Raw genomic sequence first — 23,650 nt, forward strand, 5'->3', positions numbered from 1 at the left:
GGGAATTTCCCGACAAATCCTAAGTAATTCCGCGACGGTGCCCGCTCGGCCGGGCAAATGTCGCGGTGTCACGGTAAGGAGATACGGTGACCGATGTGCGCACGGCGATCACGGCGGAACGGACCGAACTCGCCGAGCTCTTGACGTGGCTCGATGACGAGAGCTGGGACGCACCGACGTTGTGCCGCGGCTGGCGGGTGCGCGAGGTCGTCGCGCACATCACCCTGCCGTATCGCCTCTCCGAAACCCGCTTCGCGCTCGAAATGCTCCGCTCGGCAGGCCGTTTCAACCGAATGTCCGATCACGCCGCCCGCTACGATGCGGAACGCTTCACCCCCGAGGATCTACTGAAGTCCCTGTGGGACAACGTCGGTCACCCCTGGAAGCCACCGGGCGGCGGATTCGAGGGCGCGCTGGGTCACGACGTCATCCACGGCTTGGACATCACCGTCCCCCTCGGCCTGGACCGAAAAGTGCCCGAGGACCGACTACGCCACGTCCTGGACGCCATCAACCCCAAGATCGTCAAATTCTTCGGCGTCGACCTCGAAGGAATCGAACTACGCGCCGAAGACCTCGACTGGCACTACGGCTCCGGCGAAATCCTCTCCGGCGCCGCCCAAGACCTCCTGCTCGTGCTGTGCGGGCGCACGGTACCCGACGAGAAACTGCACGGCCGCAACGCCATTCGCTTCACCCGTTCCGGCCAGCACGGCCGCCACCGCAAGCACCTCCCCGTCTAGGTACCGAGGACCAGAGGCAGGGCCGCTAAGCCGTGTTCGCGGAACGAGGACCGCCAGCGGATCTCATCACGCGGAACGGCCAGTTCGATACGCGGGAACCGATGTAGAAGACTTCCGATGGCGATGCGCGCCTCGAGGCGAGCTAATGGAGCACCGAGGCAATAGTGGATGCCGTAACCGAACGCGAGATGTGGGTTGTCTACTCTCGTCAGGTCGAGCCTGTCCGGGTCAGGCACGAACGACGGGTCCCGATTGGCGGAGGCGATACCGAGCAGCACCATATCGCCCGCCGGGATGTGAACGCCGCCGATAGTGATGTCCTCGGTCGGGAACCGACGAACGGCGAATTGGCTCGGATGGGAGTACCGCAGCAACTCCTCGAGCGCCGCGCCACTCACCTCGGGTGCGCTGATACGCAGCGCCGCAAGCTGCTCCGGGTTATCGAGCAGCGCCAACACGGCTTTCCCGATGAACTCGACGCCATTCTGGTAGCCGCCCCAGAAAATCAGGAATGCCAGGGAAACGAGTTCGTCCTCGGTGAGCTCGTCGCCCGCATCGCGCACAGCGATCAGATCGGACAGAAAATCGTCGGCGGTCGTAGCGCGCTTTGTGGCGACCAGGTCGACTATGAATCGCTCCATATCGACGACTGCCTGCTTCGCTTGCTGCGGCTCGTTCGGATCGGGTGCGAGCAGGGTATTCGTCCAGCTGCGGAACTGTTCTCGATCCTCGCTGACGATGCCGAGCAGGTCGTTGATCACCGTCAGCGGCAACGGCGCGGCGAAGTCGGCGATGAGCTCGGGCTGCGTCCGGTCCGCGAGGCGGTCGAGCAGGACATCGGTTTCGGCCTGGACCTTGTCCTGGAGGCTCGCGACACGCTGGCGGGTGAAGGCGTGGGAAACCAACCGGCGCAGGCGAGTGTGGTCGGGTGCGTCGATATTGAGCAGGTTCGCTTCCAGCACCGGCGGAAATCTGAAGCCCTTGTAGCCGTCGCGAGATGAGCCCTTGTCGATCGAAAAGCGAGAGTCGCTGAGTGCGTTTCGGACATCCGTCGCACGGGTGACCAACCACGCTTGGGCGCCACCGGGAAGCACGACCCGATGGACCGGCGCGCTCTCGCGCAGCTTGCGGTGCACGACATGCGGGTCGAGCAGGTACTCCGCATCGAAAGGTGCGATGGGTGCGGTCAAAGCTCTACTCCCGGTTAGCTCTTGCGGTCGTGTCGGCAGGGTGCTGATGTCCAGCCCATCATGCAGATCGCGGCCTGTCCCCAGCAAACCCCGATGAATTTCCGCGTTGTGTGGCGTGTCGGCTCGTCGCGGGGAATGATCGCGGGCGAGGAGAGACTATGACCGATACCGAGGTGCGCAGGGCGATCACGGGTGAGCGGACCGACCTTGCCGAGTTGTTGACCGGGCTCGATGCTGAGCGGTGGGATGCGCCGACGCTATGTGAGGGGTGGCGGGTGCGGGAGGTGGTCGCGCATATGACCATGCCGTTCCGGCTGTCGAGGCCGCGGTTCGCGCTGGAGATGGTGCGGGCGGTGGGGAGTTTTCATCGGATGTCGGATCGTACCGCGCGGCATGATGCCGCGGAGCTCACTGCGGAGGATCTGTTGAAGTCGTTGTGGGACAACGTTGCTCACCCGTGGAAGCCGCCGGGTGGCGGGTTCGAGGGGGCGTTGAGTCACGACGTCATCCACGGGCTGGACATCACTGTCGCGCTCGGACTGGACCGCAAGGTGCCCGAGGACCGGCTACGGCTCGTGCTCGATGCCATCAATCCGAAGAGCGTCAAGTTCTTCGGGGTCGATCTCGAGGGGATCGAGTTGCGCGCCGATGATCTCGACTGGAGCTACGGCTCCGGCGAGGTCGTGACCGGTGACGCCCAGGACCTACTGCTGGTGTTGTGCGGACGCACACTGCCCGCCGAGAAGCTGCACGGGGACAACGCGAAGCGGTTCACCGGTAGCTGACCCACGATAATCACGAGCAACGGACTACCCTGTCCAGTTACAGTCGCCACGTGACCTGGACTGCGCCCGACCTCTCCCGAGCCGAAACGCCGCTGATCGCCGACGAGCGACCGATGCTGCAGAGCTGGCTCCACTTTCACCGTGCCACTCTGCTGATGAAATGCGCAGGGCTCGATGAGAAGCAGCTCAAGCTGCGTTCGGTCGAGCCATCGACGCTGTCGCTGCACGGCTTGGTCCGGCACATGACAGAGGTGGAGCGCGGCTGGTTTCGCCGCGCCGCCACGGGCGAGGACATCGAGTACCTCTACTGCAGTACGGACAACATGGACGGCGACTTCGACGACACCGAACAAGCTGACCCCGCAACCGATTTCGCGACATACCGGCGTGAATTCGAGTTGGCCGACGCCGCGGTCGCCGACCTATCGCTCGAGCACACCTTCCCGCACCCCCACCGCCCGGAAGAGGTGTACACCCTCCGCTGGGCCTACGTGCACATGATCGAGGAGTACGCCCGGCACAACGGGCATGCCGACCTCCTGCGCGAGCGTATCGACGGCGCGACTGGCGACTGACCTGGTCAGAGCGCGTGCCTACTGACCCAGGCCGCGACTTGGGCGCGTGACTCGAAGCCGAGCTTGGTGAGGATGTGGTCGACGTGGCTCTCCGCGGTCCGGATCGAGATGACCAGTTCGGCGGCGATGCGTTTATTGCTATAGCCGGCGGCGACCAAGCGAGCAACATCCTTCTCGCGGCGCGTGAGTTGGTCGTCGGCAGCGGTTTTCGGCGTCGGTAGCGGGTCGGCCTGTTCGACGCCGAGGGCATAGTTCACCGCCTCGTCGAGGGTGAGGGCGGCGCCACTGTCGAACTCCGCGCCGAAGTCGGTGTCCCCCATGGCGTCATGCACCTGGAGGCGGACCTTCTCCCCGACCACGTCGGTCATGGCGTGCGCGAGCCGCTGCGTGCTGCCGCGCCGCACCGTCGTCGCGGCCCCCATCAGCCGAGCGGCGCGGCGCTGGTCACCACCGGCGGCCGCGGCCCAGGCCAGCCCGTCGAACACCGACGCCGTCCACACGCAACGATCGAACAACCGCAACAGCTCGACCGCGCGGCGCAGATCCTCGATCGCCTTGTCCTCGTTACCGTTTCGCCACTGGTTCGTCCCGACCGCCCACCACGCGAGTCCGCCGAGCAGATGCGAACCGTGCTCGGCGGACTTGGCCAGGAACTGCTCGGCCAGCGTCCCGGCGCGTCCGTCCTCCAGCACCATCGCGCACACATACCCGAACGCCAAGCACTCCATCTCCGTGCCGTGATGCCCGCACGCGCGGGCCCGCACGGCGGCGCCCTCGGCGATTTCGAGCGCCCGCATCGGGTCGGCCTCGGCGAACGCCAGCACCGCCGACAGCAGCGCCGCCTCGACCAGTACCTCCTCGGCGTCCAATTCCGTTGCTATCGCGACGCATTCGCTCAGATACTGGTGCGCCGACACGGTATCCGACAGCATCGCGGCGATGACCGACGCGGCGGCCAACGCCCGCGCCCGGTCGGTGGTGCGCGCGAGATCCTTGCTCAGCGCGTCCATCAGCCAGCGGTAGCCCTCCAGGAAGAACCGATAGTGCTCCCAGAACGGGCGCAGCTCACTGGCGATCTGCAACCCCCGGTGCGCACCATCCGGGTCGGCGAGCGCGAACTGCAGCGCCGCACGCATATTCGCGTGTTCGCGGGTGACATCGCGGAACCAGATGACGTCCGCATCGCCCCAGTATTCGACGCGCCCGCGCTGCGCGACCCGATAGTAGTGGTCACGGTGCCGAATCCGCAGCGCGTACTCATCGCCATGCGCCGCCAACCGCGCCAGCGCGAATTGCCGCAGCGGCTCGAGCATCGAGTAGCGGCCGGTGCCATCGCTCTCGTGCCGATGGCTCAGCACGGATTTGTCGACCAAACCGGTGAGCGCGTCCACCAGCGCACCGGGATCGAGCCCGCACACCGCCTCAGCGGCGGCCAGATCGAAGCCGCCCGCGAACACAGCGAGCTGCTCCCACAGATTCTGTTCGTCCGGGGTGCACAGGTCGTAGCTCCAGCGGATCGCGGCTTCCAGGGTCTGCTGTCGTTCCGGTGCGGTCCGCAAGCCGGTGGTGAGCAGGCGCATGGTGTCATCGAGACGTTCCAGCACCTGATCGGGCGTGAAAGCGCGCAGCCGCAACGCCGCGAGTTCGAGGGCCAGCGGGATGCCCTCCAGCCGAAGGCAAATCGCCGCGAGCGCGCCGAGATTGGCCGCACCGACCCGAAATTCGGGGTTCGCGGCCGTGGCCCGGTCGATCAGCAGCCGTAGCGCCGCATTGTCCGCCGCGTCGACTTCGCCGGAGTCCTCGTCGATTTCGGGCACCGGCAGCGGCGCGATCGGCAGCACCTGCTCCCCCACCACGCCGAGCGGTTCCCGGCTGGTCGCCAACACCCGGATGTCGGGGGTGCTGGCGATCAGCCGGTCGACGAGTTCGGCACACGCGCCGATGAGGTGCTCGCAATTATCGAGAATCAGGAGCAGGTGCTTGCCGCCGAGGTAATCAGTGAGGCCTGCCAGCGGCGCACTGGTGTCATCGTGCAGGCCGAGCGCTTGCGCGACGCTGAGCGCCACCAGTTCCCCGTCGTTGACGTGGGCCACCTCGACCAGCCACACGCCGTCGGGAAAGGCCCGCCGCACCGCCTCGCCCACCCGCCTGGCCAGCCGGGTCTTACCGACGCCACCCGGCCCGGTGAGGGTGAGCAAACGCGTGCTGGACAGCAGTTTCCTGGCGGTGGCGACTTCGCTGCCCCGCCCGACGAAGCTGGTCACTTCGGCGGGGAGGTTTCCTGTCACGTACCGCGCCACGCCGATTACCTTCGCACGGACGCGCCGCGCCCCCGGGCGTTTTGCCGGAACACGCCGCGCGGGTCAGGGCGTCTGAGCCGTCGGATAGACCGCCTCGAACAGGTCGCGCAGCTCGGCCGCGGTGATCTCCCGACCGGTCGCGTCGGTGTGCGCCTGCACGTGCCTGGCGAAATCGATCTGCCGAGGCCTTGGCAGGTCGATCCCGAATTCCGTCTTCAGCAGATAGGCGATGCCGCCCTTGCCCGACTGCGAATTGACCCGGATCACGGCGTCGTAGCTGCGGCCGAGATCGGCCGGATCGATCGGCAGGTACGGCACCTGCCAATCCAGTTGACGCTCCGGGATTCCCGCCTGCGCGGCCCGTGCCCGGTGCGCCGCTATGCCCTTGTTGATCGCGTCCTGGTGGGTGCCGGAGAACGCGGTGTGCACGAGTTCGCCTACGTACGGGTGCCGTTCGTGGACCGGCATGCGGGTGCAGTATTCGACCGTCCGGCGGATCTCGTCGATATCGGCGAAGTCGATCATCGGATCCACGCCCTGCGCATGCAGATTCAACGCCAGGGTGACGAGATCGACGTTGCCGGTACGTTCACCGTTGCCGAACAGGCAGCCCTCGACGCGTTGCGCGCCGGCCAGTACCGCGAGTTCGGCAGACGCGATGCCGGTGCCGCGGTCGTTGTGCGGGTGCACGGACAGGATGACGCTGTCGCGGTGGGCCAGGTTGCGGTGCATGTATTCGATCTGGTCGGCGTAGACGTTGGGGGTCGCGACCTCCACCGTGGCAGGTAGATTCAGGATCACCGGGCGCTGCGGGGTGGCGTCCCACAGTGTTGTCATCCGGTCGCACAGGTCGAGCACGTAGTCGGGCTCGGTCAGGTTGAACACCTCGGGCGAGAACTCGAAGCGCACGTTCGGCAGGTCGGCGCTGAATTCCAGGACGTCGCGGCCGCCGGCGAGGATCAGCTCGCGCAGCGCGGCACGGTCCTTGCCCAGCACAGTGTTTCGCCAGGTGGGTGCGGTCGCGGCGTACATGTGGATGACGACATTGCGGAGGCCGAGTACTGATTCGACAGTGCGTTCGATGAGATCCCTTCTGGCGGGCATGAATACGACGATGGTGACGTCGTCGGGCGCGAGGTCGGTGTCGGCGATCAGCCGGACGAAGTCGAAGTCGGTCTGCGAGGCGGACGGGTAGCCGACCTCGATCTCCTTGTAGCCCATGGCCACCATGAGTTCGAAGAAGCGCCGCTTGCGTGCGGGGTCCATGGGTTCGGCGAGCGCCTGATTGCCGTCGCGCAGGTCGACCGGCACCCACAGTGGCGCCGCGGCGATCCGCGCGTTCGGCCAATCACGCTGGGTGAGTGGCACTTCCACCCGGTCGTAGACGGATCGGTAGCGGTGCGACGGCATCTGGGAGTGCCGTTGCGGATTCCAGGCCGGTGCGTTGCCTGGAATCTTGCCCGCGGGAGTGTTGATCGTCGAAAAAGACATGTTCTGCTTTCTGGCAGTCACGAAACAGAGGTGACCGGCCACGACAAAGCCCCACGGCGGGGGGCCGGTCGTTCAGGCCCCGCCGTGGCGGCTAAGCAGAAGCAGGTTGCGCATGATGGCTAGACTATACACAACTCCTCAGACAAGTAGAGAGGTTGGGATGGTTTCGCAGGTACGGCGTCATCCGCTCGCCGCACAAGCGGCGGAGCTGATCATGACGCGCATCAAAGCGGGCGAATGGCCACTCGGACACCGTCTTCCGGGTGAGACAACACTCGCCGCGCAGCTCGGGGTCGGGCGCTCGACGCTGCGTGAGGCGATCCGCGAGCTGGCGGGTAAGGGTGTGTTGGACACCCGTCAGGGTGCGGGTGTGTTCGTGACGGCACTGGACGCGAAGGACGACTGGGATGTGGTGCTGCGCCGCGCCACCATCGCCTCGGTGATCGAGGCCCGCATCGCCATCGAGGCCGAGGCGGCGGCGCTGGCCGCGCACCGCCGCACCCGCGCCGACCTGCGCATCCTCCGGTCCACCCTGGCGGCACGCGAGGCACACGGCGAGCCGGTGGCCGAGCATGTCGACGCGGACATGGCATTCCATCGCGCGGTGCTGGTCGCGGCACACAACGAGGTCCTGGTCCAGCTGTTCGACACCTTCCTCCCTCGGCTGCGCCTGGCGATGATCGACATGCTGACGATCCACCCGGTCCCGTCCGAGCGCGCCGACCATGCCGCGCACGAGCTGCTGGTCGAGGCGATCGTCGCCCGAAATGCCACGGCCGCAGCCGAATACAGCCGTTCCCATCTGACGACACTGAAGGAGGCCTTCACGTGACCGGCGATCCGGTGCTCGAACTGACGGACGTGACGTTCCGCCGCGAGGGCAAGAAGATCATCAACGGCATCTCGCTCACCGTGCACGCGGGCGAACACTGGGCGCTGCTCGGACCGAACGGGGCGGGCAAGAGCACGCTGCTCGGTTTCTGTGGCGCAGTCACCTTCCCCACCACCGGCACGGTTCGGGTGCTGGGCGAACAGCTGGGCCGGGTCGAACTGGCACGACTGCGCCACTCCATCGGTCACGTGAATCCGCGGCACCCGCTGCACTATCCGCTGACCATCCGCGAGGTCGTGCTGACCGGTCTCACCGCCACCATCGACACGCCGATGCGCTGGACGCCGACCGCGGATCAGCTCGGCCAGGCCGACGCGATGATCGACACCGTCGGCCTCACCGGCAAGGCCGACAACACCTGGACCACGCTCTCCCAGGGCGAGCGCGGCCGCACGTTGATCGCCCGCGCGCTCATCGCCGAGCCGCGGCTACTGCTGTTCGACGAACCGTCCACCGGCCTGGATCTCGCTGCGCGCGAACAACTCCTGGAAACCATCGACACTCTCGGCGATACCCATCCGGAGGTCGCGTCGGTGCTGGTGACCCACCACCTCGAGGAACTCCCGAGCACGACCACCCACGCCCTGCTCATCGCCGACGGCCACACCGTCGCCGCAGGACCCGCCCGGGAGACCCTGACCACCGACAACGTCACCGCCGCCTTCGCCCACCCTGTCGAGGTCCGCTACGACGGCCGCTGGACCGCCCGCGCGGCACACACCACCCCGGCCTGGCCCGGCTGAACCCGGCACCCACACTCGGCGAGGGTGGGTGCCGCACCGGCTCAGAGCAGACCGAGCAACTTCAGGTTGGTGATGTACTTGACGATGATCGGCGCGGTGACGTGCGGAATGTCTTTATCCTGACCGACTTTCGCCTCCTGCACCGCCGCCCGGAATCGATCGGTGGGCGCGAACGACCCACGAATCGGCTGCTCGGGCCGCTGATAGTTGTGCAGCAACGGCAGTAGCGAATGCTGCCGCTGTTGTTCGGGCAGCGCACGCAGCGCGGTCTCGAACCGCTGCAACCACGCGTCGTACTCGGCGATCCGCTGAATCGAGTAGCCCGCCTCGATCAGCCAATCGACGTATTCATCGAGGCCGATGCCGTCGTCGTACGGGTTCATCACGTGATAGGTCCGGAACCCGTCCGTCACCTGTGTACCGAGGGTCGAGATCGCCTCGGCGATGAAATCGACCGGCAGCCCGTCGTAGTGCGCCCGCTGCCGGGTACCGTCGGCGTCGGTCTCGTAGAACGAGAACGGCGCGACACCGCTGGCCACCAGGCTCAGCATCATCCGGGTGAACATGTCCGGCAGGTTGAGCTGCCCGACGTACCGGCCGCTCACCAGAATCATGTCGCAGCGGAAGACAGCCACCGGCAGGCCACACAGGTCGTTGGCCTCGCGCAGCAGCACCTCCCCCGCCCACTTGCTGTTCGAATAGCCGTTGGCGTAGCTGTCGTCGACCTTGCGCACCGGGCTGATCACCCGGACATCCGCGTCCTCGGTGAACGACGCCGGTTCGATCTGCGCGCCGACGCCGATCGTCGAAACATAGGTGAACGGCTTCAGTTTCGTGGTGAGCGCCAGGCGGATCAGCTCCGCGGTGCCCACCGCGTTCGGGCCGAACAGCTGGCTGTACGGCAGCACGTGGTTGACCAGCGCCGCGGGATCGACGATCACGTCGACCGTGTCGGCCAACCGCTGCCAAGTCTGCTGATCCAGGCCGAGATTCACCTCACCCTTGTCCGCGGCGATAACCTCCAGATGATCCGCGGCCAGAGTTCGGTAGTGCCGCAACAGTTCCGGATCGCCGCTGTCGAAGATTTTGTCCAGCCGCGCGCGGGCCGCGGCGTCGTCCTTCGCCCGGACCAGGCAGATCAGTGTGCCGCCGACCAGGGCGAGCCGCTCGAGCCATTCCAGTGCCAGGTAGCGGCCGAGGAAACCGCTCGAGCCAGTCAGCAGGACCGTCCGCACCCTGGTGCTCGACCGCGGCAATGTCGGTGCGGCGGCCAGCGTTTCGGCATCGATGAACTTGTCCAGGGTGAGATCGGCGGCGCGCGCCTCGGTGGCGTCGCGGCCGTGCACCGTCGCGAAGCTGGGCCGCTTCGCGCCGGAGGACCGTTCCGCCTCGATGTAGTCGGCGATGGCCTGCAGATCGATGGCCGGGCTGACGATCACGCCGACCGGCACGTCGAGGTCGAAGATCTCGTGCAGCAGATTGGCGAACGTCAACGCGGACAACGAATCTCCGCCGAGATCGGTGAAGTGCGCGTCCGGCCGCCGATCAGCGGCCGAAGCACCCAGCAGCGCACCGGCGGCCCGGCTGACCGCCTCCAGCACCGGGAGGTCGGCACCGCCGCGGCGCAGCGCGCTCAGCTCGCTGGCCTGCCCATCGGCCAATTCGGTGTAGAGCTGTTCGAGTTGTTCGCCGTAGTGCTCCTTGAGTTTCGGCCGCGCCAGCTTGCGGATGCCGGTGAGCAGGCCGTTCTCCAGCGTGAAAGGCGTTGTCGCGATGATGAGTCCGCGCGGGATCTCGTAACCCTGCAGTTCGGCCGTGCGCGCGACCTCCTGCAGCGAGTCACCGATACTCGACTTCAGGGCCTCGATATCGCCGCCGCTGCGCGCCACTGCGTCCTCGGTGGGCACGACAACCGCCAGCAGATAGGCGCGCGCACTGTTGCCGTAAACGTAGATCTGCTCGATCAACGGACTGTTGTCGAACGCCGCCTCCAGCTTGGAGACGGTGACGAACTCGCCTTGCGACAGCTTCTGCACGTTGTTGCGCCGATCGAGATAGACCAGCTCATCGGGGGCGATCTCGGCCACCACATCGCCGGTCCGGTAGTAGCCGTCCGCGTCGAATACCTCCGCGGTGACCTCGGGTCGTTTGTAGTACCCCGGGAACAGGTCGTTCGATCGGACGAGCAGCTCGCCTCGGGGATGCGGCCGGTCGGTGTGGAAGTAGCCCAGATCGGGCACGTCGGCCAGCTTGTAATCGATGACCGGTGGACGCCGGATGTGCCCGTCGATGAGCACGGCCCCGGACTCGGTCGAACCGTAGCCTTCCAAAAGGTGCAGGTCGAGGTAGGACTCGACGAACGCGCGCAGTTCGTCCGAGATCGGCGCGGAGCCGGTCAGCGCCGTGACGAACCGGCCACCGAGCACCGACTGCCGCTGCTCCGCCATCACCTCGGCCTCGAGCGCCGCCCGATCCACACCGTCGACGGACCGCCGGTCCAGCTCGTTGTGGAACTCCTGGAACAGCATGTCCCAGATCCGTGGCACGAAGTTCAACTGCGTCGGCCGCACCAGCGCGAGATCGTCCAGGAAGGTCGAAAGATCGCTCTTGGCAGCGAAATACGCGGTGCCGCCGTTGGCGAGCGTCCAGTACAGGATGCCGCGCCCCATCAGGTGGCTCAACGGCATGAAGTTGAGCGTGATCGTCGGTTCGGGACTGGCCTGTCCCCACGACGCCCGGGTCGACTTGCGCCAGAAGTTGGTGACCAGTCTCTCGGGGTACATCGCACCCTTGGGCGCGCCGGTGCTGCCGGAGGTGTAGATCAACAGCGTCAATGGATCGTCCGCAACAGGCACGAAATCTGTTGCAGGCAGCGCCTTCCCGCGCTCGATTGCCGCGGCCAAAGTTTCGACCTGCACCAGGCTCCCCGCCGCGGTCAACCGCGCCCGCGCGGCCTCGAACGCCTCGCGCTGCTCGTCGACCTGCGGGAGGTAGTCGAACACGACAAGCCGCTCGGGTGCCGAGCCGGTCAGCGCCAGTTCGACGGCGTCATCGAGATAGTCGACGCTAGAAGCGATTACGCGCGGCTCGGTCTCCGCGACGATCGGCCGCAGTTGCGCGACCGGCGCGCTGGTCTGTAGCGGCACCGACACCGCACCTACCTGGACCAGCGCCGTATCGATCGTCGTGTAGTCGACGCTGGAGAAGCCGACGATGCAGACGCGATCGCCGGGCCGCACCCCGCTCTCGGTGAACGCGCTCGCGATCGCGGCGACGCGCTCCGACAGTTCGCCATACGTGATGGTGTCGAAACTGGGCAGCAGTTCAGTAGTCACGCGCCCGGTCTTCGGGTCTTCGTCGAAACGCACCGCGCGCTGCCCGAGCGCGGGCCGATCCGCGTAACCCGCCAGCACCGTGCGTACGAGCTCGGGCAATCGCAGGCCGGGTGCATCGACCGCCGCGGTCACCTCGTCTCGGGGGGCAGCAGCGGCGAACTGCGGATCATTGGCATACAAATCAGCGATGCGGCGTGCGAGCCGCTCTTCACGAGAATCAATCGACATAACAGGTCCACCTCCACGACCAGTAGAAACTTGACGGGAACAGGTTGGAACTCGACGGCGCAGCACGCGCCAGACTTCATTAGCTTAGCAAAGCTAAAGGATTATGTGACTGACAATTCGCTGTGAATCGCCTGGGCGAGTCTGCGCACCCGAGCCCCGAAGCCGTTGCCACCCAGAGGGAAACACTTACGTTCCAGAGCTCGGCCGGGGCGGCTCGCCCGCGCGTTGTGGCGCGGCCACGTGCGCTCGAGAAATATCCGGGGAGAATCTTCGAGGAGATGTCGATTCGGGGGGTCGCCGTTCGATGCAGTGAGGTGAGGATCGGACGATCTTGACGACAACGAGCAAAGGACACGACATGCGCCACATGATGCTGATCCACGTCGACCCGACCACCGCGCCGGAGCCGGACGAGGCGATGTTCGAGCAGGTCGGCAAGGTGATCGAGGAGATGACCAAGGCGGGCGTGCTGCTGGACACCAACGGCCTGCGCCCGATCACCGAGGCCACCAAGATCAACCAGAGCGGCGGCAAGCAGACCGTGCTGGACGGCCCGTTCACCGAATCCAAGGAGGTCGTCGGCGGATACTGCATCCTGCAGACCAAGTCCAAGGAGGAGGCGATCGAGTGGACGTCGCGCTTCCTCGGCGTGCACGGGCCGGAGTGGGATATCGAGATCGAGATCCGGCAGATCGACGAACCGGCCTGATCCGGCACCGCGGATGAGCCCGGACCGGTCGCCCGAGCAGACCCACCGCGCCGCGGAAACGGTCTGGCGGATGGAATGGCCGCGACTGGTCGCGGGGCTCACCCGCGTCGTCGGCGATATCGACGCCGCCGAGGAGCTCGCACAGGACGCGCTCGTCGCGGCGCTGGAGCAGTGGCCGCGCGACGGGGTGCCGCCGAACCCGGGCGGCTGGCTGATGCTCACCGCGAAGCATCGGGCGATCGACCGGGTTCGGCGCAAGCAGACCTTCACGCGCAAGCTGGCGCTGCTCGGCCACGAATTGGTGACCGCGCCGCCGGCGGAGCCGGAACCGGACGGTGTGGTCGAGGACGATCTGCTTCGAATGATGTTCACCGCGTGCCATCCGGTGCTGTCGGAGCAGGCCAGGGTGGCGTTGACGCTGCGGCTGCTCGGCGGGTTGACCACCGAGGAGATCGCCCGCGCTTTTGTTGTCGCGGAATCGACTGTGGCGCAACGCATTGTCCGGGCCAAGCGGACCATCGCCGCGAAACGGGTGCCGTATGAGGTGCCCGGCGACGATGAGCTGACCGAGCGGCTGGCCTCGGTGCTCGCGGTCGTCTATTTGATCTTCAACGAGGGGTATTCGGCGACCGCGGGCGAGGATTGGATTCGGGTCGAGCTGTGCCAGGACGCGCTGCGGCTGGCCCGTATTCTGGCCGAGTTGCTACCTACCGAACCCGAGGTGCATGGGCTGGTAGCGCTGCTCGAACTGCAGGGCTCGCGGCTGCCCGCGCGCACCGGTCCGGCGAAAGATGTTGTGCTGCTTGCCGATCAGAATCGGTCGCGATGGGATCGCTTGCTGATCCGGCGCGGGTTCGCGGCACTGGCTCGCGCCAATGCGGTCGCCCGGGACCGCGGTCTACCGCCGGGCAGCTATGCACTGCAGGGCGCGATCGCCGCTGTGCATGCCATGGCCGCGACACCGGAGGACACCGATTGGCGGCGTATCGCCGGACTGTATGCGGTTCTCGCCGAGCGCTTTCCGTCACCGATCGTGGATTTGAATCGCGCGGTCGCGGTGGGCAAGGTGCACGGGCCTGCGGCCGGTCTCGAGTTGGTCGACTCGATCGCGCCGGGCGCATTGGACGGATACCACCTCTACAACGCCGTGCGCGGCGATCTGCTCGCCCAGCTCGGTCGGCATGCGGAGGCGCGGGCCGAGTTCCTGCGCGCCGCCGAGCTGACCGGCAACAAGGCCGAGCAGGTGCTGCTGCTCGATCGCGCGGCGGACTGTCGCTAGTTCGGTTGTAACGCCGTGGTAATCGCCGCACCGCAATCGCGTGTGAGCATGCTACGAAATCGCTTACCTCCGAAAGGAATCCGGCCACGTGCGGCAGTTCTATCGAGCAGTGCTCCTGGACGACGACCATCGGCTCATCGGCTATGTGGAACCTGGTACGCAGCTCGACGAACACGCGTGGATCGGGAATCACACCGTTCAGGGCGTCGAACGGTTGCTGTGCGTACCCGCCCGGGTGGTGTGGGCGCCACGACAATCCGGTGAGCTGTACGACGCCGCCGCATCCGTTGCGCCGCTAGTTCTACCGGAGCACGGATGCACCGGCCGGTACATCCTCAATCACGATCAACTCGGGTACGTGGACAAGGCGACCGTGCGGGAGAACGCGGGTCGTCACCGCGTCCATCCGCTGCCGATCCTCACCGCCGAGGGCGGCTTCGCACCGCACGCCTTGGCAGGTACGTGGGCGTGGGACCGAATCTCGGTGGGCGACAACGTGCCGGCCGGGTTCGAGCTATGGAAGTTCGATGTAGCCGAACTTAACCAGTTTCAGTAAATAGTGGGCAACCCGCCGACGACACGCGGCATCTCGATGGTGTCGTCCATAGCCTGCGCGCGGACGTCCGCGAGCTTGTCGAGGAAAGCCTCTGCGGAGCCGAACCGGGCCGCAACCTGCGCTAACAGTTGTTCAGCTGGTTTCATGAAGTCCATGCTGTTCAGCATGACCGGTCAGTTGACCAACAGCGTTGCCGTTAGCGCATAATTTGCCGAAATGTCTTGCGGGCGCAAGCGCGGCCCGGTTTCTGCTACCGGATGGAAACGTTCGATTCAGGTCGCTCAGGCGCGGCGGATCGGCTGCCAGGTCGGGGTCGCGTCGGTGGTGAGAAAGAGGCCGACGAGACGGTAGACCTCTGTCGGCTTTTCGACGACCGACAGGTGCGAAGTGCCCGGGATGATGGCGAGCTCGGAGTTGGGGATCGCGCGGTAGAGGGCGATCGTGTGTTCCAAGCTCATTGCGTCGTCGTCGGCCGCGATGACGAGGGTCCGGCTGGCGATGCCGCCGAGTTCCTCGACGGTCATCGTCGGCTCTTCCCGCGACATCCGCAGGACCTTGTCGGCGACGACACGGAAGTGCTCCTCGCCGTCCGGCGACACCTCGCCGTAGCGAGCGGCCAAGCGCTGCATCGGTTCCTCGTGGCCGAAGCCGTCGAGTACGCCGGGCAGCAGGCCGTCGCGGTGGAAGTTGCCGCTGATCGAGATGAGCTTGCGGACCAGATCCGGCCGGCGGATGGCGACCAGCAGCGCGACGATGGCGCCGTCGCTGTAGCCGACCAGGTGCGCGGCGCCGCCGACCACCGTGTCGAGGAACGCGATGGTGTCCTGCACCATCAGGTCAAAGGTGATGGGCCCCTCGACGTCCGGGGTGCGGCCGTGGCCGCGACGATCCATCCGGAAAACACGGAAGTCCTCGGCCAATCCGGCGACAGCCGGTTCGAACGACCGCGAGTCCACAAAACCGCCGTGCAACAGCAATACCGGCTCGCCGTCGCCCGTTTCGTCATACCAAGTCCGGACATCGCCGAGCTGAACATCATTTGCCATACCGTGATCATGCTCGATGCAAGATCATCAGTGCGAATCGCCCGGTGCACTCAACACGCCGACAGGGCTTGACTTATCGCCGCGGTGCCAACCGGGCTCGCAGCTCCGCGTGGTTCTCGGCTTCGGCCAGCCCCTGCAACGTCAGCAGTTGCTTGCGCATCATGACGAGGTCTCCGACGGCCAGCAGGCGTCCGATCATCCGCGGGCCGCCCATGCGCACCCGGGCGACCAGACGCGTACCCGTCCCCTTGGGGTGCACCGCATAGGTGACGGCGATCTTCCCGGCGACCAGGGTGATGTGCTGATTCGGCACAAAGGAGGCGAGCTCGAAGTGGGCCATGAAGGGTTGCCCCACTTCGAGTTCGACGAGTCGCGGGTCGCGATGCCGCGGACTGCGGCGGCCCCAGTGGTCGAGGAGGTCGTAACTGTAAGGGGCGACCCGCAATTGGCATAGCCACGGATAGACCAGTTCATGCGGGGCGTCGATGGTGATGGCTCGGTCCGCCTGCAGCCCACCGGGTCTCAGGTCGTCACACGGCAGCGGAACGTCGCACTCGGCCTTGGTGGCGCCCCAGACCATCCCGATCATGCCGCGGCCGCGATCTGCCGGAGCATCCTGCGCACCACGATCTTGTGGCCGCCGCTGCCGATGACCAGCGCGCGATAGATCTTGCCGTGCGGCCCAGGGAAATTCGCCAAGGTCTTCGCGCGGATGCGGGTTCGGTTCGCGCCTTCGTCCTCGAGTTCGAAGATCAGGGCGTACTTCGAAAACCAGTGCCGCCCTTTCATCGCCAGCCGGGCGGGCGGCGCCGCGGCATCCAGCACGAAGCCGATCGGCACGGTGGACGGATCCGCCGGGTCCTTGCACATGACTTTCAGTAGTGCGGTCCAGACCCGGTCGCGATTCGCGTCGACAGATCTGGCATGCTCATCAATATAGGACAATCGCTCCATATAGAAGGAACGTACTAGTACATGGCCCCGCCCCGCAAGCACGACACCGACGTGATCCTCGACGCAGCCCGCGCCCTGGTGCTCACCGATGGCCCTCGCGCGGCCAGTGTCGCCGCGATCGCCGAGGCCAGCGGCGCCCCCGTCGGCACGCTGTACCACCGCTTCGGCAACCGCAACGGCGTGCTCACCGCCGTCTGGTTGCGCGCACTCGAACGCTTCCAGCGCGGCGTCCTGGCCGCCGCCGACCACCCCGATCCCGTCGAAGCGGGCGTCGCCATGGTCAGTGCCGCCCTCGTCTTCGGCCGCGAATTACCCGACGACGCAAGACTTCTGCTCAACCTGCGCGTCAGCGATCTCTTGGACGGCGGCCCCGACGACGACTTCCGCGCCCGCCTCACCACCATGAACGCCCCCTTGATCAACCACCTCCGCCGCCTGGCCACCGCCCTGCTCGGCCGCGCGGGCGACCGCGAAATCGACGCCATCAGCCGAGCCGTAGTCGACCTGCCCTACGCCGCCCTCCGCCGCCACGCCCACGCCCCCACCCTTCCTGCCTGGCTGGACACCGACCTCCCCGCCGCAGCCCGCACTCTCCTCACCTCCTACCGCCCAGACAACCCGCCGAACGGGACCTGACGGCGGCAAGAACGCGACCATGTCCCACTCGGCGAGCGCTGGTGGGTCAGGCGGGTTCGGTGACAAGGGTGGGCGTCAGTTCGGCGAGATCGTTGATTACGTGGGTGGCCAGCGCCAAAGCGTCTGGGGCCGGTGGGTATTCGGGTCGGGGGGCGGCTATCACGCGCATGCCTGCGGCGTGGGCGGAGCGCATGCCGTTGCTCGAATCTTCCACTGCGGCACAGTCGGCGGGGCGTTGGCGGAGGAAGGCGGCGACGGCGACATAAACGTCGGGGGCCGGTTTGCCGCGGTCTACCTCTTCGGTGGAGAAGGTGACGTTGAAGAATTCGATCAGGCCGGTGCGGCCGAGGACGACGTCGATCAGTGCGCGCGGGGAGGAGCTGGCGACGCCGAGGGGCCACTTCTCGCTCATCCGCTGGACCGCGTCGATCGCGCCGGGGAGCAGCGGGACTTCACGGTCGTAATGCGCGGCCATGCGCTCGATCACGTCGCGCGCCACGGTTTCCGGCGGTGCGTCGACGCCGAGATCGGTACTCAGATATTCCGACCATTCCTTGGTGCTCATGCCCATCAGCCGTTGCTGAGCATCGGGTAGCCATTGCCCGCCCCGCTCTGCCACGTAGTCCCGGCGAACCTGTTCCCACACCGGCTCGGAATCGATCAGTACGCCGTCCATGTCGAAGACAACTGCCGTAATACCCATCTGCCCAAAGCCTTTCGCCGCCGGACCTGCCATTACGCTCGGTGGTCGACGTTCATCGAGACCGCGCCGCCAACCTTGTGGTTCCTCCTGAGTAACCGCGATTGATGATCGCGAACCAGCCTAAGCCACACCGGACGATTCGGACCGGCCCTCGAATCCGCCAAGTCGGCCCGAAATGCGAGCATTCGATGGGCAACCTATAACGTGTTCTGCATGAACGAACAACAGGCCGGTGAATCGCTGCCGAGCGAGGAGCACCACGAGGGCGCGTTCCGGCCGATGAGCGAGCTGATCAACGCGCACGAGCAGAACATCGACATCACCCGCGGCGGACCGCACTACGGGGAGTTCATCGAGCAGGTGCGCGGGCTGATGGACCGCGTGCGCCTCGCCTCCCCCTCGGACGAGTTGGCCGTGGAGACGATCGGCCTGCTCAAGCAGCTGAACGACAAGCTCGATGCCGCGATCGTCGACGAGTGGTCCACGCCCAACTGGACCAGGCACGACCTGCCCGGCCGCGGCAACATCACGCTGCCGCCGTTCGTCTTCGACCACGTCGGCCGCGACGGTGTCGACGCCCGCATCACCTTCCGCACCTACCACCTCGGCGGCAACAACGCCGCGCACGGCGGCCACATCGCGATCGCCTTCGACGACCTGCTCGGCATGGCCGCGGCGGTCTACGGCGGGCAGGTGACCAGGACCGCGTCCCTCACCGTCGACTACCGCTCCATCACTCCCCTGCGCACCGAACTCAAGGTCCGCGCCTGGGCCGAACGCCAAGAGGGCCGCAAGGTCTACGTCCGCGCCACCCTGCACGACGGCGACCGCCTCTGCGCCGAAGCCCACGGCCTGTTCATCACCCTGAAGCCCGGCCAGCCGTAAATCGAGGTCGCCCCGCGCCGCGCACAGTGCCGCTCGCCGCGCACGATTCAGCTAGCGATTTCGTGCGCGGCTGGACGGAACATGCGCGGCGGGCGAGAACGGGGGCCTGGCGGCGGTTCTAGGCGGGTCCTGGTTCATGATCTGTCCCGATTTGCGTGGTCTGCATTCATGCATGGGATGTCTTGCAGGTTAGGGCATTACAGGTTCGGGCTCACGGACCGGACGAAGCCGGCCGTGAGCCCGATTACTGCATGCGATGCAATTGTGCACGAATTGCCTTGCACGACAACGCTGTCGATCAGTGTCCTGGGAAGTGTTCCGCTCGATACGCCCCGAACCGTTCATCGACTTGGTCGGCGGTGAGGCCGAATTCCTCGAGGGTGTAGCGGTGGGCGGGACGTGCTGCGCCGGAGGTGCTTTCCGCGTGCAGGGCCGACATTGCTGAGGTCGCGTCCTCGGTCAGTGGGAGGTCGAAGTGGCGGTAGATGGATTCGACCGTGCCGATCGGATCGGCGACGAAGTCGTCGTAGTCCACGTCGCAGAATTGGGCGGCGTTGTGGCGCTTGCGGTCCGCCAGGAAGCGATCGGCGCCGCGGGCCCACAGATCCAGTTGCGCGGCACCGACCACCGGGCCGCGGAACTTGTCGGACCATCCGGCCGAGGCCTGCTCGTTGAGACTGCAGACCGAGGCGATGATGGTGCGCGGATCGCGATGCATCTGGATGACGAGCGCGTCCGGATAGACCTCGAAAATGGCGTCCAGTGCAAATAAATGACTGGGGTTCTTCAACACCCAGCGCCGCCCGGCGTCGGGCAGACCGATCAACTGCAGGTTGCGCCGATGCCTGCGATAGGCACCGGTCCAGTCCTGCTCCCGCAGCCACTCGGAGTAGCTCGGCAGATACCCGAGGCACTCGTACGACACCGACATGGCCGACTGCCGCAGCAACTGCCAGCACTCCTCCACCTGGTCAGCGGAAATATGGTGCACGCCCATGAATTCGGGATGCTCCACGTGATGCTTCTCGAACGCCGCCTCGATCCGCTGATACACCGGATTGCTCGCCCAGGTCTCGCGCGGCGGCCGCGGCTGCGGCATCTCGGTGAGCCACATCTCCAAGCCCTGATGCGCCGGATCCGCGTTGAGCAGCCGGTGCACCGCCGTCGTCCCCGAGCGCGGCAGTCCGGTCACGAAGATCGGCCGCTCGATCGTCACCTCGGCATGCTCGGGAAAGCGTTGCCACGCGGCCTCGCTGAGCAGCCTGGCGATCAGCGCCCCGCGCAGGAAGGCACGATTCACCTTGTTGCCGAACGGCGTCAGCTCCGCATCTTTGGCATAGGACTCGAGCAGCACCTCGAGCCCGGCGCGGTAGTCGTCGGCACCGAAATCGTCCAGCCCGACGACCTTCGTCGCCGACGCGTGCAGATCATCGATGGTCCCGACATCGTCCCTACCGATCAACGTCATCTCCTCAGTAGTGGTGCGCGACAGGCGCACCCGATCAGTGGTGGTATTCGCCGCCGTTGACATCCAGGCACGCCCCCGTGATCGCGCGCGCCATGGGCGAGGCGAAGAACACGACCGCGTCGGCGATCTCGTCGGGCTCGGGCAGCTTGCGCAGATCGATGGTCTTCGCTGTTTCGGCGTAGACCTCGTCGGCGGTGATGCCGCGCTGTTCGGCGAGGTAGTTGAAGTACCACTTCAGGTTGTCGGCCCAGATGTAGCCGGGGGCAATGGTATTCACCCGGATGCCGCGCGGCCCGAGCTCGGTGGCCAGGCTCTGCGCCAGTGCGAGCAAGCTGGCCTTGGCCATCTTGTAGGGACCGAAGGTGCGCCGCGAGTGCCGCAGCACGGCGGAGTTGATCATTACGACCGAGCCGTTGGACTCGGTGAGCGCGGGAATGAACAGCCGCGTCAACCGCAGCGCCGCAAGCACATTGGTCTCGAAGCCGGCCCGCACCTGATCGAGGTCGACGTCGGCGAGGTCGGTGATCGGCGGGATCGCGAACGCGTTGTTCACCAGCGTGTCCACCCGGCCGAACGCGCTCTGCGCGGCCTCGACCAGATGCGCGGCGGCGGCCTCGTCGTTGATGTCGGTCGGCACCACCACCGCGCGCCGGCCGAGCTCGGTGATTTCCTTGGCCACCTCGGTGAGCCGCGATTCGGTGCGCGACGCGAGCACCACGTCGGCGCCCGCCTTGGCGCTCTGCACCGCGATGGCGCGTCCGAGCCCGGGGCCGACCCCGGAGACGACAACTACTTTGTCCTGCAACAACATCAGCCGAGCATCCTTTCCGCGACGGCCGCCTGCCGTACCGCGATTCGTGCGCGCCATGCTTCCGGCGTGACGCGCGCCTGGTCGTAGAACGGCAGTCGCTGCGCCAGTTCGTCGACCGGCACCACCTCGACCGTCGGCCCGTCCTCGGGCTTCATGTCGCGCGACAGCCGCTGCCAGCGGAACTGGAGATACCCGCGCTCATGCCCGGTGCGTTCGATCCAGTTCGCCAGCCCGGGATTTCGCTCGCTGACCACCAGCCGGATCATCCCGTCGGGGTCGACGTGCGCCTGGTCGGCGGTGAGGCTGGTCTGGTGGTTGATGTAGTCCAGCGACAGGTACCACATGCTGCCGAGCTGGAAACCCTGGTACGGCGCATCGGATTTCGGCACCGTGATGATCATCGCCTGATCGTCGTCGAGCTCGTAGTGGCCCGCCGAGGAGAACTGCGTGGTGAGACCACCCGGCGTGGAACGAGGTTCGGTCATGGTGTTCACCGGCAGGTTCAGATAGAACCACTCCGGGAAGGCCAGGAAGGTCTTCAGCCGGGAGATCAGCATCTTCCCCGCGACGCCGTACCGCTTGGTCAGCACGTCCTTGGTGAGCGGCGGCGGCGCGTCGCCCATGCCGTCGACCCGCGCGATCCGGATCGTGCCCGGCTTTTCGTTGGGCCAATCGCTGTAAACCTCACGGACCACCAGCATTGCCGAGTCCGCGGCGAGGTGCACATATCCCGGGCGCGCTTCGCCGGGACCGAGCCTGAGTTCGTAAGAACCATCCGGACCGACTTCCAGCGAACGATCGTCGAAGGCGGTGAGACTGTCCGGCACATCCACCGGCGAGTAGTTGCCGTTCAGCACCTGGAAGCTCAGATCCCGTGTGGTGCCACGCTTTCCGGTGACCACGTATTCGGCGTCCGGCCGCAGGTAGGAGTGGAAGTAGAGCGTGTCCGGGTTGTCGAGGCCCATTTTCGTGTACGGCCCGGTGGACTGGACGAAGAACGGGAAGTCCCGCTCGTAGGCCCACGCCATCTGCAGGGCCGCGCGGATGCTGCCCGCCAGGTAGTCGTAGCCCTCGACGAGGTCCTGCTCGGTGCGGATGTGCGCGGCCTCGGTGATGATCTGCTCGGCGGCGGCGATGGCTTCCGCGAACGGCTGTGTCAGCAAAAGGTCTCCATTGAATCGCGGTGTTCCAAATATGTACCACTCTGGTACATTTCGTTTGAGGCAAGATTAGAACGTGTTCTAGGAGTGGTCAATGGTCGGCCGTAGATCCGCACCCACCGTGCGGGTGGTGCAGGTATTGGATTTCCTCGTCGAGCAGCGGGGCAAGCGCTTCGGCCTGTCCGAGCTCGCGCGGACGCTCGACCTGGCGAAACCCACCTGCCTGGGCATCCTGACCGAACTCACCGCGGGCGGTTACCTGGTCCGCGACGCCGACACGCTGACCTACGGACTCGGGCCCGCGCTGATCGCCGCGGGCCGGGTGGCCCAGGACAGCTTCGCGATTTCCGCGCTCGCCCGCACCGAGTTGGAGAAGCTCACCGCGCGCTACCGCACCACCTGCACCGCATCAGCCGTGGTCGGCGAGCAGATCATGGTCCTGGAGAGCACCGGGCCGGGGCTGGTCAAGGTCGGCGCGGCCTACCATTTCGCGCCACCGGTCGGCCTGATGTACGTGCTGTGGGATACCGACGCGGCGTTCAACGCCTGGCTGGCGAAACCGGCGACCGTGCCGTTGCAGCAGGACGAGGCGCGCTTGCGGCAGATCGTCGCCGAGTGCCGTGCGCGCGGGTATCTGGTCGAGAGCCTGACCACCGCGGGCGGCAGGCTGTACTCGATGCTGGCCGGGTTCGCCGCCCGTGAACTGCCCGATGAGCTGCGCGAACTGGTCGGCGAGCTGGTGACGAGTCTCGGTGAGCGCGTGTACGTCGGCGCGGATCTGCGGCCGCGCAAGGAGCACCCGGTCAGCCTGCTCGCCGCGCCGACCTACGGCGGCGACGGCAGGCAGAACATGGTGTTGACCATGTACGTCGGCGCGTCCATCACCGGTGCCGAAATCGACCGGCGCGGAACGGCTCTCGTCGCGGCGGCGGATGCCGTGACCACCGCTTCGGGTGGCCGCCGACCTACCCAGACGCCACCGCGCCCTTGATCCGCAAACCTCACGCCACGGCGGCCGGCTCGGCCAATCCGACCGAAGGCGCCCTTCAGGTGGTGTGACCGGCCGATGGGCACCTTCGGGCGGGTCAGGTTGCCAGGGGGGACCGACCGAAGGGGGCCTTCGGTCCGTCTGGGCGAGTGAAGGGCGCATTCGGTCGTTGA

The 23,650-nt window shown here is 66.4% G+C and carries 22 protein-coding genes and 1 pseudogene; 11 read left to right on the forward strand and 12 right to left on the reverse strand.

All coding sequences use genetic code 11. The features are described 5' to 3' along the window. The first annotated feature begins 86 nt into the window (after nucleotides 1-86). Nucleotides 87-743: a maleylpyruvate isomerase family mycothiol-dependent enzyme gene (locus ACIBK2_RS00085; RefSeq protein ID WP_396961898.1), complete on the forward strand. Its 657-nt coding sequence runs from the start codon at nucleotides 87-89 to the stop codon at nucleotides 741-743. Here the strand turns inward: ACIBK2_RS00085 and ACIBK2_RS00090 are convergent. Beyond that, on the reverse strand, nucleotides 740-1,933 hold the full coding sequence (locus tag ACIBK2_RS00090; RefSeq protein WP_396961900.1) for a cytochrome P450: 1,194 nt from the start codon (nucleotides 1,931-1,933) through the stop codon (nucleotides 740-742). The two genes, ACIBK2_RS00085 and ACIBK2_RS00090, sit on opposite strands and share 4 nt — an antisense overlap. 158 nt (nucleotides 1,934-2,091) lie before the next feature. Between ACIBK2_RS00090 and ACIBK2_RS00095 the strand changes: the two genes are divergently transcribed. Continuing rightward, nucleotides 2,092-2,718, forward strand: coding sequence for a maleylpyruvate isomerase family mycothiol-dependent enzyme (locus tag ACIBK2_RS00095; RefSeq protein ID WP_396961902.1), 627 nt, complete (start codon nucleotides 2,092-2,094; stop codon nucleotides 2,716-2,718). A gap of 50 nt (nucleotides 2,719-2,768) precedes the next feature. Beyond that, entirely contained in the window at nucleotides 2,769-3,293 is a 525-nt protein-coding gene (locus tag ACIBK2_RS00100; protein ID WP_396961904.1) for a DinB family protein, read from the forward strand. A gap of 5 nt (nucleotides 3,294-3,298) precedes the next feature. Here the strand turns inward: ACIBK2_RS00100 and ACIBK2_RS00105 are convergent, their stop codons facing one another. Together ACIBK2_RS00105 and ACIBK2_RS00110 are read right to left on the reverse strand one after the other, a co-directional pair. Continuing rightward, the gene (locus tag ACIBK2_RS00105) at nucleotides 3,299-5,581 is read right to left on the reverse strand and encodes an ATP-binding protein (RefSeq protein WP_396961906.1); all 2,283 of its coding nucleotides are present in this window, start codon (nucleotides 5,579-5,581) and stop codon (nucleotides 3,299-3,301) included. A gap of 96 nt (nucleotides 5,582-5,677) precedes the next feature. Further along, a pseudogene (locus ACIBK2_RS00110) lies at nucleotides 5,678-7,003 on the reverse strand (2-isopropylmalate synthase); the annotation flags it as partial. Nucleotides 7,004-7,244: 241 nt separating this feature from the next. Between ACIBK2_RS00110 and ACIBK2_RS00115 the strand changes: the two are divergent. Both ACIBK2_RS00115 and ACIBK2_RS00120 read left to right on the forward strand, forming a co-directional pair. Next, nucleotides 7,245-7,916 carry a FadR/GntR family transcriptional regulator gene (locus tag ACIBK2_RS00115; RefSeq protein WP_396961908.1) on the forward strand — a complete coding sequence of 224 codons (672 nt, stop codon included), beginning with the start codon at nucleotides 7,245-7,247 and terminating at the stop codon, nucleotides 7,914-7,916. Next, entirely contained in the window at nucleotides 7,913-8,719 is an 807-nt protein-coding gene (locus ACIBK2_RS00120) for an ABC transporter ATP-binding protein (RefSeq protein ID WP_396961910.1), read from the forward strand. The genes ACIBK2_RS00115 and ACIBK2_RS00120 overlap by 4 nt, the downstream gene beginning before the upstream one ends. A 41-nt stretch (nucleotides 8,720-8,760) precedes the next feature. On the opposite strand, the gene car is transcribed toward ACIBK2_RS00120, so the two are convergent. Then, on the reverse strand, nucleotides 8,761-12,282 hold the full coding sequence (gene car, locus ACIBK2_RS00125; RefSeq protein WP_396961912.1) for a carboxylic acid reductase: 3,522 nt from the start codon (nucleotides 12,280-12,282) through the stop codon (nucleotides 8,761-8,763). 331 nt (nucleotides 12,283-12,613) lie between these two features. Between car and ACIBK2_RS00130 the strand changes: the two genes are divergently transcribed. The 3 genes from ACIBK2_RS00130 to ACIBK2_RS00140 all read left to right on the forward strand — a co-directional run bounded on the left by ACIBK2_RS00130 (nucleotide 12,614) and on the right by ACIBK2_RS00140 (nucleotide 14,826). After that, nucleotides 12,614-12,991 (forward strand): YciI family protein, encoded by a 378-nt coding sequence (locus tag ACIBK2_RS00130; protein ID WP_396961914.1) that lies wholly within the window; start codon nucleotides 12,614-12,616, stop codon nucleotides 12,989-12,991. A 13-nt stretch (nucleotides 12,992-13,004) separates the two neighbouring features. Beyond that, nucleotides 13,005-14,270 (forward strand): RNA polymerase sigma factor, encoded by a 1,266-nt coding sequence (locus ACIBK2_RS00135; RefSeq protein WP_396961916.1) that lies wholly within the window; start codon nucleotides 13,005-13,007, stop codon nucleotides 14,268-14,270. A gap of 88 nt (nucleotides 14,271-14,358) precedes the next feature. Beyond that, on the forward strand, nucleotides 14,359-14,826 hold the full coding sequence (locus tag ACIBK2_RS00140) for a hypothetical protein (RefSeq protein WP_396961918.1): 468 nt from the start codon (nucleotides 14,359-14,361) through the stop codon (nucleotides 14,824-14,826). Here the strand turns inward: ACIBK2_RS00140 and ACIBK2_RS00145 are convergent. The 4 genes from ACIBK2_RS00145 to ACIBK2_RS00160 all read right to left on the reverse strand — a co-directional run bounded on the left by ACIBK2_RS00145 (nucleotide 14,820) and on the right by ACIBK2_RS00160 (nucleotide 16,826). Next, on the reverse strand, nucleotides 14,820-14,993 hold the full coding sequence (locus tag ACIBK2_RS00145; protein WP_396961920.1) for a hypothetical protein: 174 nt from the start codon (nucleotides 14,991-14,993) through the stop codon (nucleotides 14,820-14,822). The two genes, ACIBK2_RS00140 and ACIBK2_RS00145, sit on opposite strands and share 7 nt — an antisense overlap. 114 nt (nucleotides 14,994-15,107) lie before the next feature. After that, nucleotides 15,108-15,872: an alpha/beta fold hydrolase gene (locus ACIBK2_RS00150; protein ID WP_396961922.1), complete on the reverse strand. Its 765-nt coding sequence runs from the start codon at nucleotides 15,870-15,872 to the stop codon at nucleotides 15,108-15,110. Between the two features lie 73 nt (nucleotides 15,873-15,945). Next, nucleotides 15,946-16,461, reverse strand: a complete 516-nt coding sequence (locus ACIBK2_RS00155; RefSeq protein ID WP_396961924.1) for a hypothetical protein — start codon at nucleotides 16,459-16,461, stop codon at nucleotides 15,946-15,948. Next, entirely contained in the window at nucleotides 16,458-16,826 is a 369-nt protein-coding gene (locus ACIBK2_RS00160) for a hypothetical protein (protein ID WP_396961925.1), read from the reverse strand. The genes ACIBK2_RS00155 and ACIBK2_RS00160 overlap by 4 nt, the downstream gene beginning before the upstream one ends. Nucleotides 16,827-16,847: 21 nt before the next feature. On the opposite strand from ACIBK2_RS00160, the gene ACIBK2_RS00165 reads away from it, so the two are divergent. Then, the gene (locus ACIBK2_RS00165; protein ID WP_396961926.1) at nucleotides 16,848-17,462 is read left to right on the forward strand and encodes a TetR/AcrR family transcriptional regulator; all 615 of its coding nucleotides are present in this window, start codon (nucleotides 16,848-16,850) and stop codon (nucleotides 17,460-17,462) included. Between the two features lie 46 nt (nucleotides 17,463-17,508). On the opposite strand, the gene ACIBK2_RS00170 is transcribed toward ACIBK2_RS00165, so the two are convergent. Beyond that, on the reverse strand, nucleotides 17,509-18,165 hold the full coding sequence (locus tag ACIBK2_RS00170) for an HAD family hydrolase (RefSeq protein ID WP_396961928.1): 657 nt from the start codon (nucleotides 18,163-18,165) through the stop codon (nucleotides 17,509-17,511). A 213-nt stretch (nucleotides 18,166-18,378) separates the two neighbouring features. On the opposite strand from ACIBK2_RS00170, the gene ACIBK2_RS00175 reads away from it, so the two are divergent. After that, nucleotides 18,379-19,050, forward strand: coding sequence for a PaaI family thioesterase (locus ACIBK2_RS00175; protein ID WP_396961930.1), 672 nt, complete (start codon nucleotides 18,379-18,381; stop codon nucleotides 19,048-19,050). 298 nt (nucleotides 19,051-19,348) lie between these two features. On the opposite strand, the gene ACIBK2_RS00180 is transcribed toward ACIBK2_RS00175, so the two are convergent. From ACIBK2_RS00180 to ACIBK2_RS00190, 3 genes are read right to left on the reverse strand one after another with little or no spacing between them, the layout of a single operon-like run. Then, a complete protein-coding gene (locus tag ACIBK2_RS00180) occupies nucleotides 19,349-20,518 on the reverse strand; it encodes a sulfotransferase family protein (RefSeq protein ID WP_396963980.1) in 1,170 nt (389 codons plus the stop codon). A gap of 34 nt (nucleotides 20,519-20,552) precedes the next feature. After that, on the reverse strand, nucleotides 20,553-21,329 hold the full coding sequence (locus tag ACIBK2_RS00185) for an SDR family oxidoreductase (RefSeq protein WP_396961932.1): 777 nt from the start codon (nucleotides 21,327-21,329) through the stop codon (nucleotides 20,553-20,555). Then, the gene (locus ACIBK2_RS00190) at nucleotides 21,329-22,492 is read right to left on the reverse strand and encodes a hypothetical protein (RefSeq protein ID WP_396961934.1); all 1,164 of its coding nucleotides are present in this window, start codon (nucleotides 22,490-22,492) and stop codon (nucleotides 21,329-21,331) included. The genes ACIBK2_RS00185 and ACIBK2_RS00190 overlap by 1 nt, the downstream gene beginning before the upstream one ends. 91 nt (nucleotides 22,493-22,583) lie before the next feature. Here ACIBK2_RS00190 and ACIBK2_RS00195 point away from each other — a divergent pair, with 91 nt between their 5' ends. After that, nucleotides 22,584-23,480: a helix-turn-helix domain-containing protein gene (locus tag ACIBK2_RS00195; protein WP_396961936.1), complete on the forward strand. Its 897-nt coding sequence runs from the start codon at nucleotides 22,584-22,586 to the stop codon at nucleotides 23,478-23,480. Nucleotides 23,481-23,650: the final 170 nt, after the last annotated feature.

This window comes from Nocardia sp. NPDC050175 (genome assembly GCF_044459885.1).
In the GTDB taxonomy this organism is placed as follows: domain Bacteria; phylum Actinomycetota; class Actinomycetes; order Mycobacteriales; family Mycobacteriaceae; genus Nocardia.

Excerpts from the sequence above, each read along its gene's own strand:
- ACIBK2_RS00095 (WP_396961902.1), top strand. The coding sequence starts at position 2,092 with ATGACCGATACCGAGGTGCGCAGGGCGATCACGGGTGAGCGGACCGAC.
- ACIBK2_RS00115 (WP_396961908.1), top strand. The coding sequence starts at position 7,245 with ATGGTTTCGCAGGTACGGCGTCATCCGCTCGCCGCACAAGCGGCGGAG.
- car (WP_396961912.1), bottom strand. The coding sequence starts at position 12,282 with ATGTCGATTGATTCTCGTGAAGAGCGGCTCGCACGCCGCATCGCTGAT.
- ACIBK2_RS00135 (WP_396961916.1), top strand. The coding sequence starts at position 13,005 with ATGAGCCCGGACCGGTCGCCCGAGCAGACCCACCGCGCCGCGGAAACG.
- ACIBK2_RS00145 (WP_396961920.1), bottom strand. The coding sequence starts at position 14,993 with ATGCTGAACAGCATGGACTTCATGAAACCAGCTGAACAACTGTTAGCG.
- ACIBK2_RS00150 (WP_396961922.1), bottom strand. The coding sequence starts at position 15,872 with ATGGCAAATGATGTTCAGCTCGGCGATGTCCGGACTTGGTATGACGAA.
- ACIBK2_RS00155 (WP_396961924.1), bottom strand. The coding sequence starts at position 16,461 with ATGATCGGGATGGTCTGGGGCGCCACCAAGGCCGAGTGCGACGTTCCG.
- ACIBK2_RS00160 (WP_396961925.1), bottom strand. The coding sequence starts at position 16,826 with ATGGAGCGATTGTCCTATATTGATGAGCATGCCAGATCTGTCGACGCG.
- ACIBK2_RS00165 (WP_396961926.1), top strand. The coding sequence starts at position 16,848 with ATGGCCCCGCCCCGCAAGCACGACACCGACGTGATCCTCGACGCAGCC.
- ACIBK2_RS00170 (WP_396961928.1), bottom strand. The coding sequence starts at position 18,165 with ATGGGTATTACGGCAGTTGTCTTCGACATGGACGGCGTACTGATCGAT.
- ACIBK2_RS00175 (WP_396961930.1), top strand. The coding sequence starts at position 18,379 with ATGAACGAACAACAGGCCGGTGAATCGCTGCCGAGCGAGGAGCACCAC.
- ACIBK2_RS00180 (WP_396963980.1), bottom strand. The coding sequence starts at position 20,518 with ATGACGTTGATCGGTAGGGACGATGTCGGGACCATCGATGATCTGCAC.
- ACIBK2_RS00185 (WP_396961932.1), bottom strand. The coding sequence starts at position 21,329 with ATGTTGTTGCAGGACAAAGTAGTTGTCGTCTCCGGGGTCGGCCCCGGG.
- ACIBK2_RS00195 (WP_396961936.1), top strand. The coding sequence starts at position 22,584 with ATGGTCGGCCGTAGATCCGCACCCACCGTGCGGGTGGTGCAGGTATTG.